The organism is Massilia sp. KIM, assembly GCF_002007115.1.
GTDB lineage: Bacteria > Pseudomonadota > Gammaproteobacteria > Burkholderiales > Burkholderiaceae_D > Telluria.
The window spans coordinates 2,952,061-2,965,724 of sequence record NZ_MVAD01000001.1; the positions used below are offsets into that span (position 1 = coordinate 2,952,061).

Below are 13,664 nucleotides of genomic sequence, written 5' to 3' on the forward strand. Positions count from 1 at the left end.
CCGATGAATCCCGCCAAACGCCTCGCCATCTTCACCCGCTTTCGCGACGCCAACCCCAAGCCGACCACCGAGCTGGAATACACGACGCCCTTCGAGCTGCTGATCGCGGTGCTGCTCTCGGCCCAGTCGACCGACGTGGGGGTCAACAAGGCCACGCGCCGGCTCTATCCGGTGGCCAATACCCCGCAGCAGATCCTCGACCTGGGGCTGGACGAGCTCAAGACCTATATCTCGACCATCGGCCTGTACAACACCAAGGCCAAGAACGTGATGGCGACCTGCCAGATCCTGGTCGAGCAGTACGGCGGCGAGGTGCCGCGCTCGCGCGAAGCGCTGGAAGCCCTTCCGGGCGTGGGCCGCAAGACCGCTAACGTGGTGCTCAACACGGCCTTCGGCGAACCGACCATGGCGGTCGACACCCACATCTTCAGGGTCGCCAACCGTACCAAGATCGCGCCGGGCAAGAACGTCGACATCGTCGAGCAGAAGCTGCTCAAGTTCGTCCCCAAGGACTTCCTGCACGACGCCCATCACTGGCTGATCCTGCACGGGCGCTACACCTGCGTGGCGCGCAAGCCCAGGTGCTGGAATTGCCTGATCGAGGATTTGTGCGAGTTCAGGGACAAGACGCCCGCGCCCCCTGGCGTCCTCGATCCGGCGGCCACGGCGGCCGAGGCCGGCGCCTAGGAAGCTCAGGCGGGCGCGAACAGGCGTTTTTCACCCGCCGCGAAGGAGGCGCGCACGATGCGGCCGTCTTCGACCTCGTAGATGCACAGCATCTCGAGGCTGCCCTTTCCTTCGGGGAAATTGCGGGTCACTACTTCGAGGTCGGTAACGAAATTGCCCATCACGCTACGGCTGAGCAGGCGCGCGTGCAGGTCGGGTTCGAGGAAGCGTTCCTGGTAGCGCGGACGGATCTGCGCGTGCCCCTCGGCCAGCAGGGCGCCGTGGATGGCGAACTGGCGGGCGTCCGGCGCATAGGTACGCATCAGGGCGTCGATGTCCTTGGCGTTGTAGGCGTCGAGCTGGGCCTGGACCACGGCGAGCGGGGAAGCGGGCATGGGTTTTCCTCGGTAACAAAGTTGAGCGGGAGACATCATACCGCGCCGCCCGCTCTGCCCACTAGGCCGCCAGGCGCAGCGCCTGCGGGCGCGCCGGCAGTGCGGTGGCCTCGTCCTCGAGCTTGAACACGCTGACCACCTCGGTCAGGGCCACGGTCTGCTGGCGCAGCGACTGCGCGGCGGCGGCGGCCTCCTCGACCAGGGCGGCGTTCTGCTGGGTCGCCGCATCCATCTCGCCGATCGCGGTGTTGACCTGGCCGATGCCGGCGCCCTGCTCCTGGCTGGCCGAGCTGATCTCGGCGATGATGTCCATCACGTGGCGCACGCTGGCCACGATCTCGCCCATCGTCGCCCCCGCCTCGCCGGCCAGGCGGTTGCCATCCGCGACCCGCTCGACCGATTCGCCGATCAGGGCCTTGATCTCCTTGGCCGCCGTGGCCGAGCGCTGGGCCAGGTTGCGTACCTCGCTGGCGACCACCGCGAAGCCGCGCCCCTGCTCGCCGGCGCGCGCCGCTTCCACGGCGGCGTTCAGGGCCAGGATATTGGTCTGGAAGGCGATGCCGTCGATCACGCCGATGATGTCCACGATCTTGCGCGAGGAGGCGCTGATCGATTCCATGGTGCCGACCACCTGCTCGACCACCTTGCCGCCGCGCGACGCCACGTCGACGGCGGAGGTGGCCAGCTGGCTGGCCTGGCGGGCGTTGTCGGCGTTCTGCTGCACGGTGGTGGTCAGCTCTTCCATCGAGGACGCGGTTTCCTCGAGTGCGCCGGCCTGGGCTTCGGTGCGCGCCGACAGGTCCAGGTTGCCTTGTGCGATCTGGCTGGAAGCCACCGCGATGGTCTCGGCGCCGCCGCGCACTTCGGCGACGATGCGCTGCAGGCTGCCCGACATCTCCTTGAGCGCCAGCAGCAGCTGGCCGGTCTCGTCGTCGCCGCGCACCTCGATGGCCGTGCGCAGGTCGCCGTTTGCGACGTTGCGCGCGGCCCGGACCGCTTCGCCGAGCGGGACCGTAATCGAGCGCGAGACCAGCACCCCGGCCACGACCGCCACGATCGCCCCCAGCAGCATCAGGGCGTAGCTCAGGATCGTCGCGCGCCGGGCCACGTCCTCCGCGCGGGCCGCGCTGGCGGCGCTCTGTGCGGACATCGTCTTCTCGGCCTTGCCCAGCAGTTCGGCGGGCGCGCGGTCCTTGCCCTTGACCGCGGCGTCGCCCGCCGCGCTGTCGAAGCCGGCCGTCACGAAGTCCTGGTAGCCGCGGCGGTAATCGGCGCCCATGGTGGCGTGGGCGGCGCCGAACTGGCCGACCAGCTCGCGCACCTCACCTTCAGGCAGCGTCGCCAGCAGCGATCTCACCTCGCCGGCCACGTCGGACTCGACCTTCTGGAAGGCTTCCCAGTATTTCTTGCGCTGCTCCTCATCCTTGCCGCGCAATAGCGTGTTCTTCCATTCCTGGAGCTGCTTGCGGAACTCGGCCAGCAATCCCTCCACCTGCTGCGCCTGTCCCGCCTCGCGCACCGCCACCTGGTAGGTGTCGAGCGAACGGTTCATCTGTTGCACGCCGAAAAATCCGGCACACGCGACGAGCAGCGTCACGGCGGCAAAACCCAGCGGCAGCTTGCGGCTCAGTTTCATGGGAAATCCTTTTGGGTGAGTAGCGGGGAGATCATTGTGCACATGCACATATGCAGCACGAGTAGAAGTCTAACGTGCCAATAGCCCTGCGGAAAAGTTAACGTAGGGCACTACCCAGTATTTCCCAATGAATGTGACTATCGCGCAACGACCAATCGTCGTTAGCGAGCACTCACCCACAGTTACAGGAGGACGAGATTGTCGCGATGCACCAATTCGGGGCCTTCGACGAAGCCCAGGATGCCTTCGATCTCGCTGGAGGCGTGACGCATGATGCGCCGCACTTCGCTGCTCGCGTAATTGCTCAGCCCGCGCGCCAGCGGGCGGCCGTTCTCGTCGACGCAGGTGATCACCTGGCCGCGCCCGAACTCGCCCTTCACCGCCACCACGCCGATCGGCAGCAGCGACTTCCCTTCGCGGGTGAGCTTCTGCGCCGCGCCGGCGTCGATCACGACTTCGCCGGTGGTGTGCAGGTGGTCGATCATCCACTGGCGGCGCGCAGTGAGGCGGCCGGTGGCGGCGCTCAGCTGGGTGCCGATCGCCTCGCCGCTCGCCAGGCGGGTCAGGACCTCGGGTTCGCGTCCCCAGGCGATCACGGTGTGGGCGCCGGAACGCGCCGCGCGGCGCGCCGCCAGCACCTTGGTCAGCATGCCGCCGCGCCCGATGCTGCTGCCGGCGCCGCCGGCCATGGCTTCCAGCGCCGGGTCGCCGGCCTGGGCCTGCTGGATCAGGCGCGCGTCCGGGTCCTTGCGCGGGTCGGCCGAGTACAGGCCGCGCTGGTCGGTCAGGATCACCAGCACCTCGGCCTCGATCAGGTTGGCCACCAGGGCGCCGAGGGTATCGTTGTCGCCGAACTTGATCTCGTCGGTGACCACGGTGTCGTTCTCGTTGATGATCGGGACCACGCCCAGGCGCAGCAGGGTGGTCAGGGTCGAGCGCGCGTTCAGGTAGCGTTCGCGGTCGGCCAGGTCGGCGTGGGTCAGCAGCACCTGGGCGGTCTTGATGCCGTGGGTGCGAAAGCTGGTTTCGTAGATCTGGGCCAGGCCCATCTGACCGACGGCGGCGCAGGCCTGCAGCTCGTGAATGTCGGTCGGGCGGCTGGAAAAGCCCAGGCGCAGCATGCCTTCGGCGATCGCGCCGGAAGACACCAGCACCACTTCCTTGCCGAGCGCGCGCAGGGCCGCGATCTGGGACGCCCAGCGGGCGATGGCGGTGTGGTCCAGGCCCTGGCCCTCGTTGGTGACGAGCGAGGAACCGACCTTGACGATGATGCGGGATGAGGTGTGGAGAACGGAATTCATGGCGACAGGATTTTCCCTTGCGGCCGCAAGGCCAGCAGGGCCAATCCCGCCAGCAGCTCAACCGCACAGACCAACAATAATACTCCCGTGGGCAGGCCGATCGCGAATGCCGCGACGGCGCGCCCGGCCGGCTGGGCCAGGAGGAACAATGCAGTCAGGTCGCCGAGGACGGGCTGGTCGGCCCGCCGGGACGCCATGAGCGCCAGCCCCGCGGTGGCGAGGCGCACTCCGACATAGATGGCGTAGAACTGGCTGTAGCCGTTCACGCCGACGAGGAACAGCCCCATCGCCGTGGCGATGCGGTCGGGGTCGAGCATGGCGGCGAGCGCGGCCAGCGAGCTGACGGTGGCGACCACCTGCAGCAGCTGGGCGCGCCACCAGGCGCGTTTCGATGATGCGCGTGCAGCCAAGTGCGCTGCCGAATCAGTCTTCAAGGATCTTGAAGCGGGGATCGTCCGGATCGATGGACGAGATGGTGCGCGCTTCCTCGGTCATCTGGGTTTCCTCGGAGCGCTGTTCGACGTGGCGCTTCTCTTCGAGGTGCTTGTAGATGGCGTGGACCAGGTCTTCGCAGCCCTCGCGGTTGAGCGCCGAGATCTCGAACACCGGGCCCTTCCAGGCCATGCGCTTGACGAAGTCCTTGACCGCCTTCTGGCGCTGGTCTTCCGGCACCACGTCCAGCTTGTTGAGCACCAGCCAGCGCGGTTTGTTGACCAGCTCGGCGTCGTATTTTTCGAGCTCCTTGACCAGGGCCTTGGCTTCCTTCACCGGATCGGTCTTGCCGTCCATGGGCGCGAGGTCGACGATGTGCAGCAGCAGGCCGGTGCGCGACAGGTGGCGCAGGAACTGGTGGCCCAGGCCGGCGCCTTCGGCGGCGCCCTCGATCAGGCCCGGGATGTCGGCGATCACGAAGCTTTTCGCGTGCGAGACGCGCACCACGCCGAGGTTCGGATGCAGGGTCGTGAACGGATAGTCGGCGATCTTCGGGCGCGCGTTCGACACGGCGGTGATGAAGGTCGACTTGCCCGCGTTCGGCATGCCCAGCAGGCCGACGTCGGCCAGCACCTTCAGCTCCAGGCGCAGCGCGCGGCGCTCGCCGTCCTTGCCCTCGGTCTTCTGGCGCGGCGCGCGGTTGGTCGAGGTCTTGAAGTGGATGTTGCCCCATCCGCCCTCGCCGCCCTTGGCCAGCAGTTCGGTCTGGCCGTGTTCGGTCAGGTCGGCGACGATCTCGCCGTTGGTGTCGTCCACGATCAGGGTGCCCACCGGCATGCGCAGGTAGACGTCTTCGGCGCCCTTGCCGTAGCAGTCCGAGCCGCGGCCCGGTTCGCCGTTGCGGGCGGTATGCACCTTGGAGTAGCGGAAGTCCACCAAGGTGTTGATATTGCGGTCGGCGACCACCCAGATCGAGCCGCCCTTGCCGCCGTCGCCGCCGTCGGGTCCGCCGAACGGGCGGAACTTCTCACGGCGGAACGAGGCGCACCCGTTGCCGCCGTCGCCGGCGATGACTTCAATTCTTGCTTCGTCAATAAACTTCATGTTGATCGCCAAAAAACTAAAAAGGCCCTACCGTGGGCAGAGCCTTTCGATGGAAGGCTTGCGCCTTACAAAGAGCGCCGCATGGGCGGCGCGATGCGTGATTACGCTGCGACTGCTTCGTTCGCGACGACGGTCACGAACTGCTTCGAACCGACGCCTTGCTTGACGAACTTGACCGTGCCGTCCACCAGGGCGAACAGGGTGTGGTCCTTGCCGGTGCCGACGTTGGCGCCTGCGCGCACCGGGGTGCCGCGTTGACGGATGATGATGCCGCCGGCGTTGATCGCCTGGCCGCCGTACACCTTCACGCCGAGGCGTTTGCTTTCTGAGTCACGGCCGTTTCGCGTAGTGCCGCCGCCTTTTTTGTGTGCCATTTAAATGCTCCTTGATGACTGAATAAGACCGCGCGGCGATTAGCCGTTGATCGAGACGATCTGGATTTCGGTGAAGTTCTGGCGATGGCCCTGACGCTTCTGGTAGTGCTTACGACGGCGCATCTTGAAGATGCGGACCTTGTCGTGACGACCATGCGAAACCACTTTCACCAGCACCGAAGCACCTTCGACCAGCGGAGCACCAAATTTGATGCTGTCGCCCGCGCCAACCGCGAGAACCTGATCGATCGTGAGTTCGGAACCAATGTCAGCCGGTATCTGTTCTACTTTGAGTTTTTCGCCAGCGACAACTTTATATTGCTTGCCACCGGTTTTTATGACCGCGTACATGATTGAAACCTCGTGAGTTGTTAATTGAATTCCCGCCGGCGCAAGAGCGCTACGCTGCGCGCGAAACTGTTCTAAAACCGGGGAACAGGGGATTATACATGGATTGCCGCGACGCGTCAAAACCCCGCTCAGCCCGGAAACGACCGTGGCGGCCCGCCAACGCCGCCCGGGACGACACACTCGTCCATACGGCCTTCATGCATGGCGGGCGCTGAGGTAACGCACGGGACGAGCCCCCCTTGCTTGTCGTATAATCGCCGCACTTAAACACAAAACTCACCGTTTATTGCAGGTTCGCCTTGTCAGCCGCCATCCCACACGCCCAACAGAATTCCATCACCCAATCGATCGCGCCTGACATGGAGGCCGTGAACACGGTGATCCGCCAGCGGCTGCATTCGGAAGTGAGCCTGGTGAACCAGATCGCCGAATACATCATCAGCGCCGGCGGCAAGCGCATCCGGCCGGTGCTGGTGCTGCTGCTCGCCAACGCCTACGGCTATCGCGGGACCGCGCATCACGAACTGGCGGCGGTGGTGGAGTTCATCCACACCGCGACCCTGCTGCACGACGACGTGGTTGACGAATCCTATATGCGGCGCGGGCGCCAGACCGCCAACGCCCTGTTCGGCAATGCGGCTTCGGTGCTGGTGGGCGACTTCCTGTATTCGCGCTCCTTCCAGATGATGGTGGGCCTGGACGACATGCGCGTGATGCGCATCCTGTCCGACGCCACCAACGTGATCGCCGAGGGCGAGGTGCTGCAACTGCTGAACATGCACGACCCGGACGTGAGCGAGGAGAGCTACCTGAAGGTGATCCGCTCCAAGACCGCCAAGCTGTTCGAGGCGGCGGCCGAGCTGGGCGCGCTGGTGGCCGGCGCCAGCGACGCGCAGATCGCCGCGGCGGGCGAGTACGGCCGCTCGCTGGGCACCGCCTTCCAGCTCATCGACGACGTGCTCGACTACGCGGGCGACGCCGCCGAGATCGGCAAGAACCTGGGCGACGACCTGCGCGAAGGCAAGCCCACCCTGCCCCTGATCTGGCTGATGGAACACGGCACCCCGCAGCAGCGTGAGCTGGTGCGCAGCTGCATCGAGCAGGGCGACGAAGAGCAGTTCGACGCGGTGCTGTCGGCCGTGACCGCGAGTGGCGCGCTGGCCTATACCCGCGCCCAGGCCGAGCAGGCGGCGCAGCGCGCCAAGGAGGCGATCGCCGGCCTGCCGGAGAACGAGTACAAGCGCAGCCTCCTGCAGCTCTGCAGTTTCGCTGTTGACAGGAACCACTAGAGCGACTATAGTAATGCCTTCCCGAGATGACGGAAACGGCATCTCACCAGTCGGGGTGTAGCTTAGCCCGGTAGAGCGCTACGTTCGGGACGTAGAGGCCGGAGGTTCGAATCCTCTCACCCCGACCACGAATTCGAAAGCCAGATCAGGTGCAAACCGGTCTGGCTTTTTTCATTTTCCCGCCCCCTGTCACCTTGCCGAAGGCAATATGGAAAAGCCACAGTATGTCAGTCCCAACGAGCAGGAGTGTTTCAACGAACTGCATTCCTGCTGCTGGCAATGTGGTCCTGGCGGTGTACGTTGGTGCTTGCGTAACGGATTTGATCCAAACGCTCGGGACGAGCGCGGCTGGACTCCACTCATCTGGCTCGTTCGTATGCACGACAAGCACACCAGGACGCGCAAGAAAATGTTCAGGTGGCTCATCCAGGCCGGCGCGGATATCGAATATCGCACGAAGAATGGCGATGGTCTTCTTGAGCTGGCGAAAGGATGCTGTTCAAAGGGTTTCTATCGTTTCGTACGTAGCGAGTACCAACGTTTGAGGCGTTCACGGATGGACGCAGGCAGGGGTTTGGCAGCGCGTCCATGAAGCGGCTTCACGGCGCCTTCGCGAGCATGAGAGAGGAAGACGCGCCGGCGCGTTCCGCAACGGGCGCCGTTTTACACAATTCAACAACGCCGCAGCCCGCTTCGTTGTAGAGTGCTTGGAGCAGGCGCCCATCGACGTCCTGGGTCGCCGCATTCCGACCACCGACGAAAGGAAGATCATGTCCGAGACACTCAGCATCCAGACCGAGGACGGCGAGTTCGATTGCTACGTCGTCCGCCCGGCAGGCCCCGGCCCCCACCCCGTCGTCATCGTCCTGCAGGAGATCTTCGGCGTGAACGCCGGCATCCGCAGCATCATGGAGAACTACGCCGCCAAGGGCTACATCGCCCTCGGCCCCGACCTGTTCTGGCGCGCCGAACGCGGCCTGTCGATGTCCGAGGACAAGGAAGGCGACTGGGCCAAGGGCTTCCAGCTCTACCAGTCCTACGACTTCGGCAAGGGCGTGCAGGACATCGTCGAGACCATCGACGCCGCCCGCGAGATGGCGGGCAGCAGCGGCAAGGTCGGGCTGACCGGCTATTGCCTGGGCGGCTTGCTGACCTTCCTGACCGCGGCCCATGTGGAGGCCGATGCCGACGCCTACGTCGCCTACTACGGCGGCGGCACCGACCAGCACCTGGAAGTGACCGATCGCATCAAGGGTCCCCTGCTCTACCACCTGGCCGGCGAGGACGAGTACATCGGCAAGGAAGCCCAGGAAAAGATCCGCGCCGCCTTCGCGCGCAATCCGAACATCGAGCTGCACACCTATCCGGGCCGCAACCACGCGTTCGCCCGTCCGGGTGGCAATCACTACGACGAGGCCGACGCCACCCTGGCCAACAGCCGCACCGACGCCTTCTTCGCGCGCCACCTGCGCTGAGGCGTCGCCGGGCGCAGGTTCCTTGCACGAGGGAACTGCGCCGATTTCCCCCTACGCATTCGATCCTCCGCAAGCGCCGGCGGCGCAATCCCGCCGCCGGCCATCCGCAACGCCTTCCTTTGAACTAAGCCAGCCTCCCCCAGCCTGCTCGCTTCTAAGCTTGTGCCTGCTACCACCGCCGTACCCGCAGGGGACGACGCGTAGCCCACCACATCAAAGGAGAACTCCATGGCAAGTTTCGGAGTGGAAGCGATCCGGTACTTCAATCATGCGCGCGCCGCCGGCGTGAGCACGGCGGGGGACCTGAGCTACACCTTCAACCGAAGTAATGGCTTCGACGCCAAGCTGCGTTCGGCCGGCCACAGCCGGGCCTTCTACTGGGCCAACACCGACGTCTGGGAAAACGACATCCGCGACGTCGACCAGGGCGGCGACGACCGCGCCTGGGTCGACAACGTGGACCTGTTCTGGATCGAGACCCACGGCGGCCACGAGGCCGACGGCCGCGCGCGCATGCTCTACGACATCGCACGCAGCAACTGGCGCACCTATTCCAATACCTGGCAGCTGGGCGAGGACTGGAACAACGAATGGGTGATGGCCTATTCCTGCGAGACGGTCAACCTGGAACGGGTCACCGGCCTGTGGAACATCTTCGCGCGCATGCACATCTATTGCGGCGCCTGGGGAAACATGTGGGACGGCGTCACTACCGACGAATGCGGAGAGGACGTGGCCGACAACCTGGTCGACGGCGATACCGTCTGCCAGGCCTGGCACGACGGCGTGGCCGACTGGTGGGTGGACAACCACCCGATCACGGTGTGCGTGGGCGACGCCGCCACCTGGAACGGCGGCGCGATCCGCTGGGACCGTTCCTACCTGAACCGCGACCACCTGTGGGGCGAAGGCGGCGTCCTGCCGGACCTGAGCCTGGCCGAGCAGGCTTGCATCCTGTGGTACTGGACGGAGGGCTGACCATGAACGACCAACACCTGATCGACAATCTGTGCCAGTCGGCCAGCGCCGGCCAGCCCGCCCGCGCCGACATCCTGGCCCTGCAGCCGCTCAGCACCGATGCGCTGCGGGCGCGCGCCCGCCGCTTCCTGTCCACCCTGCACGAAGCCGGGGCCTGCCCGAGCGACCGCGCCGACCTCGCCGAGCGGGGTGAACGCAGCGTGCTGCACCTGCCGGAAGGCGCGCGCGCCGTGGTCTATCACGCCTCGGGCGCGCTGCACTACGTGTCCGGCCTGGCGCCGCTCGACGCTCCCTTCGAGCGGCTCGAAGAAACGGCGGTGCTGCAGCGCCAGCTGAACGAGGCGGCGCAGCGCCTGAACGTGGCGTCCTGGGCGGCCGAGGGCGGCAGCCTGGCCTTCGAGCGCCTGTGGCGGACCAAGGCCCAGGGCGCGGACCGCGCGGGCCGCGTCGCCGAAGCGCTGCTGGTGCGCGCCACCGGCGCCTGGCGCCATGCGCTGGGCGGCATTCCCGTGCTGGGCGCGGCCTCGGTGGCGATCACCCTGGCCGGCAGCGGGGCGGTGGCGGCGCTGGGGGTGAACCTGCGGCCGCTGGCTTCCGAGGTGCTGGACAGCGCCATCGTGCTGGCGCCGGAAGTCGCCGCGCGCCAGGTGGCGGAGCGCCTGGCCACCCTGCTCGGCCGCGCCAAGGAGCCGCTGCCGCGCGACCTGATCGAGAGCGCGACCATGCGCTTCGGCTACCTGGACCTGGGCCGGCGCAAGGCCCAGCGCGTGCTGGCGCCGGCCTATGTGGCCCAGGTGGCGCTGCGCCACGCGCAGGAGCGCCAGGCTTACGTGATCGCGGTGCAGGGCACCGAGCGGCACTACATGGAACTGCCGCTGTACGGCAACGAAGCCGTGATCACGCGCGCCCGCGGCGAGCACTGCAAGCCGGGTCTTGCCTAGGGCCCCGGGGCCTCGATGGCGCGCCGCGCCGCCGGCTCAGGCCTCGGCGCAGCGCGCTTCGTCGAGCAGCTTGCGGATCTCCGGCACGCAGGAGCCGCAGTTACCGCCGGCGCGCACGCAGGCCGTCACCTCGGCCGCGGTCTTGAGGTCCTTGCCGCGCACCGCCAGCATGATGGTGTTGCGGCCCACGCCGAAGCAGGAGCACACGGTCGGCCCAGGGTCGGGTCCCTGCTGCGGCGCGCGCGCCGCCAACAGGGTCGCGCGTTCGGCCGGCCCCAGGCGCTCCTGCAGGAAAAGCTCGCCCAGCCAGGCGCGCGAAGGCAGGTCGGGCCGGCGCGCCACGAACAGGCAGGCCTGCAGCCGTCCGTCGACCACCAGCGCCGCGCGCAGCATGCCCTCCGCCTTGTCCTCGTACTCGATCCAGTCGGCCTCCTCGTCCGCCCCCAGCAAGGCGCGCGCCCAGCCCGGCGACACCGGCTCGCGCCCGCCCAGCTCGTAGCGCACGAAGCCGCTGCCGCGCACCCGGGTCCAGTTGGCCACCCGCCCCAGGTCGAGCTCCGCGCGGCTGAGGATGAAGCCATGCCAGGCCACGCCGAAGGGCTCGACGCGCACCGGCGTGTGCTTGAATTCCGGCTCGCCCGACACCGGATCGACCTCGGGATTGACCAGCGCCCCGACGCGCGCGTCGGACGCGGTCTGGCCGTTCCAGTGGATGGGCACGAACACCGCGCCGCGCGCGATCCCGCCGCCGTGCGCCACGCGCGCTACCATCGCGCCCCAGGGGCTGCTCACGCGCGCCAGCTCGCCTTCGCGCACCCCGGCCAGCAGGGCGTCGTGCGGATGCAGGTCGACGAAGGGCTCGGGCGCGTGGCCGGCCAGCCGCGCCGACTTGCCGGTGCGCGTCATGGTGTGCCACTGGTCGCGCAGGCGGCCGGTGTTCAGCGCCAGCGGGTACTCGCCGCCCGGCTTGTGGGCCGGCAGGCGCGGCCGGGTCGGCACGAAGCGCGCGCGTCCGCCCGGATGCGAAAAACCGCCCTCGGCGAACAGGCGCGCCGTTCCCTCGCCGCGGCTGCGCAGCGGCCACTGCACCGGCTCGAGCGCGTCGTAGTCGGCGCGCGTGAGTCCCACCAGCGGATCGAGCCGGAAGGCGCGCGGAAAGTCCCCGGGCGCGTTGCGCCACACCGACAGGCGCGCATGCTCGTCGAAGATCTCGTGCGCGCTTGCGTAATCGAAGCCGGCATGGCCCATGCGCTGCGCGACGCCGCACAGGGCCTGCCAGTCGGCGCGCGCCTCGCCCGGCGCCGGCAGGAAGGCGCGCTGGCGCGAGATGCAGCGCTCGGAATTGGTCACGGTGCCGTCCTTCTCGCCCCAGGCCAGGGCCGGCAGCAGCACGTCGGCGTAAGGCGCGCAGTCGGTATCGGCCACCACGTCCGAGACCACCACCAGTTCGCAGGCGGCCAGGGCGCGCCGCACCTGGTCGGCGTCGGGCAGGCTGACCACCGGATTGGTGGCCATGATCCACACCGCCTTGATCCTGCCCGCTTCCGCCGCGCGGAACAGGTCGACCGCCTTCAGGCCCTGCTGGTGCGCGATGCGCGGCGCCTTCCAGAACTCGCGCACCGCCTCGCGGTGGCCCGGGTTGTCGAGGTCGAGGTGGGCGGCCAGCATGTTCGCGAGGCCGCCGACCTCGCGCCCGCCCATGGCGTTGGGCTGGCCGGTGAGCGAGAACGGCCCCATGCCTGGTTTACCGATGCGGCCGGTGAGCAGGTGGCAGTTGATGATGCTGTTGACCTTGTCCGTGCCGCTGGTGGACTGGTTGACGCCCATCGAGAACGCGGTGACGGTCTTGTCGGTGGCGGCGAACAGGGCGTAGAACTCGCGCAGCAGGTCGGGGTCGAGGCCGCAGGCGCGCGCCACCTGGTCCGGGTCAAGGCAGGCTTCTTCCGCCACCGCCAGGGCCGCGTCCAGGCCCTCGGTATGGCGCGCCACCCAGGCGGCGTCACGCACGCCGTTGCGCGCCAGGTAGGCCAGCAGGCCGTTGAACAGCCAGACGTCGGTGCCGGGCTTGAGCGGCAGGTGCAGGTCGGCCAGCTCGCAGGTGGCGGTGCGGCGCGGATCGACCACCACGATGCGCAGGCTCGGACGCGCCTCCTTCGCTTTCGCGATGCGCTGGAACAGGGTCGGGTGGCACCAGGCGGCGTTGGAGCCGACCAGCACGATCAGCTCGGCCTCCTCGAAGTCCTCGTAGCAGCCCGGCACCACGTCTTCGCCGAAGGCGCGCTTGTGCCCGGCCACCGCCGAGGACATGCACAGGCGCGAATTGGTGTCGATGTTGGCGCTGCCGATGTAGCCCTTCATGAACTTGTTGGCGACGTAGTAGTCCTCGGTCAGGATCTGTCCCGAGACGTAGAGCGCCACCGCGTCCGGCCCGTGCTCGGCGATAACGGCGGCGAATTTGCCGGCCACCCTGTCGAGGGCCTCGTCCCAGCCGGCGCGGCGCAGCTTGCCGTCCTCGCGCAGCAGCGGGTGCAGCAGGCGGCCGTCGAGGTCGAGCGTGTCGCCCAGGGCCGAGCCCTTGACGCACAGGCGCCCGCGGCTGGCCGGGTGCAGCACGTCGCCCTCGATCAGGGCGCCCGCGCCGGCGGCGGGCGTGGCCTTGACGCCGCAGCCGACGCCGCAATACGGGCAGGTGGTGCGGACCGCTCCTTGATGCAGTTCCATA

14 protein-coding genes and 1 tRNA gene are annotated in these 13,664 nt (G+C 67.7%); 7 read left to right on the forward strand and 8 right to left on the reverse strand.

Translation table 11 applies throughout. The annotated features are described in order from the left end of the window. Positions 1-3 precede the first annotated feature (3 nt). The gene (gene nth, locus B0920_RS12835) at positions 4-687 is read left to right on the forward strand and encodes an endonuclease III (RefSeq protein WP_078032870.1); all 684 of its coding nucleotides are present in this window, start codon (positions 4-6) and stop codon (positions 685-687) included. Positions 688-692: 5 nt separating this feature from the next. Here nth and B0920_RS12840 read toward each other — a convergent pair whose 3' ends face one another. From B0920_RS12840 to rplU, 7 genes are all read right to left on the reverse strand, one after another. Further along, positions 693-1,061, reverse strand: a complete 369-nt coding sequence (locus tag B0920_RS12840; RefSeq protein ID WP_078032871.1) for a nuclear transport factor 2 family protein — start codon at positions 1,059-1,061, stop codon at positions 693-695. Between the two features lie 61 nt (positions 1,062-1,122). Beyond that, positions 1,123-2,697, reverse strand: a complete 1,575-nt coding sequence (locus B0920_RS12845; protein ID WP_078032872.1) for a methyl-accepting chemotaxis protein — start codon at positions 2,695-2,697, stop codon at positions 1,123-1,125. A gap of 182 nt (positions 2,698-2,879) precedes the next feature. Further along, positions 2,880-3,998 (reverse strand): glutamate 5-kinase, encoded by a 1,119-nt coding sequence (gene proB, locus B0920_RS12850; RefSeq protein ID WP_078032873.1) that lies wholly within the window; start codon positions 3,996-3,998, stop codon positions 2,880-2,882. Continuing rightward, a complete protein-coding gene (locus tag B0920_RS12855) occupies positions 3,995-4,432 on the reverse strand; it encodes a hypothetical protein (protein ID WP_229455460.1) in 438 nt (145 codons plus the stop codon). Before B0920_RS12855 ends, proB begins: the two co-directional genes overlap by 4 nt. Further along, complete coding sequence (gene cgtA, locus B0920_RS12860) at positions 4,422-5,534, reverse strand: Obg family GTPase CgtA (RefSeq protein WP_078033408.1); 1,113 nt, start codon at positions 5,532-5,534, stop codon at positions 4,422-4,424. Before cgtA ends, B0920_RS12855 begins: the two co-directional genes overlap by 11 nt. Positions 5,535-5,635: 101 nt before the next feature. Next, positions 5,636-5,908 (reverse strand): 50S ribosomal protein L27, encoded by a 273-nt coding sequence (gene rpmA / locus B0920_RS12865; RefSeq protein ID WP_005668438.1) that lies wholly within the window; start codon positions 5,906-5,908, stop codon positions 5,636-5,638. 39 nt (positions 5,909-5,947) lie between these two features. Next, the gene (rplU, locus tag B0920_RS12870) at positions 5,948-6,259 is read right to left on the reverse strand and encodes a 50S ribosomal protein L21 (RefSeq protein WP_078032875.1); all 312 of its coding nucleotides are present in this window, start codon (positions 6,257-6,259) and stop codon (positions 5,948-5,950) included. 299 nt (positions 6,260-6,558) lie between these two features. On the opposite strand from rplU, the gene ispB reads away from it, so the two are divergent. The 6 genes from ispB to B0920_RS12895 all read left to right on the forward strand — a co-directional run bounded on the left by ispB (position 6,559) and on the right by B0920_RS12895 (position 10,942). Further along, entirely contained in the window at positions 6,559-7,548 is a 990-nt protein-coding gene (gene ispB / locus B0920_RS12875; RefSeq protein ID WP_078032876.1) for an octaprenyl diphosphate synthase, read from the forward strand. A gap of 51 nt (positions 7,549-7,599) precedes the next feature. Further along, positions 7,600-7,676: transfer RNA gene (locus B0920_RS12880), tRNA-Pro, on the forward strand. Between the two features lie 80 nt (positions 7,677-7,756). Next, positions 7,757-8,140 carry a hypothetical protein gene (locus B0920_RS26535; protein WP_373887884.1) on the forward strand — a complete coding sequence of 128 codons (384 nt, stop codon included), beginning with the start codon at positions 7,757-7,759 and terminating at the stop codon, positions 8,138-8,140. A 178-nt stretch (positions 8,141-8,318) separates the two neighbouring features. Next, positions 8,319-9,023: a dienelactone hydrolase family protein gene (locus B0920_RS12885; RefSeq protein ID WP_078033409.1), complete on the forward strand. Its 705-nt coding sequence runs from the start codon at positions 8,319-8,321 to the stop codon at positions 9,021-9,023. Between the two features lie 228 nt (positions 9,024-9,251). Beyond that, positions 9,252-10,001 carry a DUF6345 domain-containing protein gene (locus tag B0920_RS12890; protein WP_078032877.1) on the forward strand — a complete coding sequence of 250 codons (750 nt, stop codon included), beginning with the start codon at positions 9,252-9,254 and terminating at the stop codon, positions 9,999-10,001. A gap of 2 nt (positions 10,002-10,003) precedes the next feature. After that, the gene (locus B0920_RS12895) at positions 10,004-10,942 is read left to right on the forward strand and encodes a hypothetical protein (protein ID WP_078032878.1); all 939 of its coding nucleotides are present in this window, start codon (positions 10,004-10,006) and stop codon (positions 10,940-10,942) included. 36 nt (positions 10,943-10,978) lie between these two features. On the opposite strand, the gene B0920_RS12900 is transcribed toward B0920_RS12895, so the two are convergent. Further along, positions 10,979-13,663, reverse strand: a complete 2,685-nt coding sequence (locus tag B0920_RS12900; protein ID WP_078032879.1) for a nitrate reductase — start codon at positions 13,661-13,663, stop codon at positions 10,979-10,981. Position 13,664: the final 1 nt, after the last annotated feature.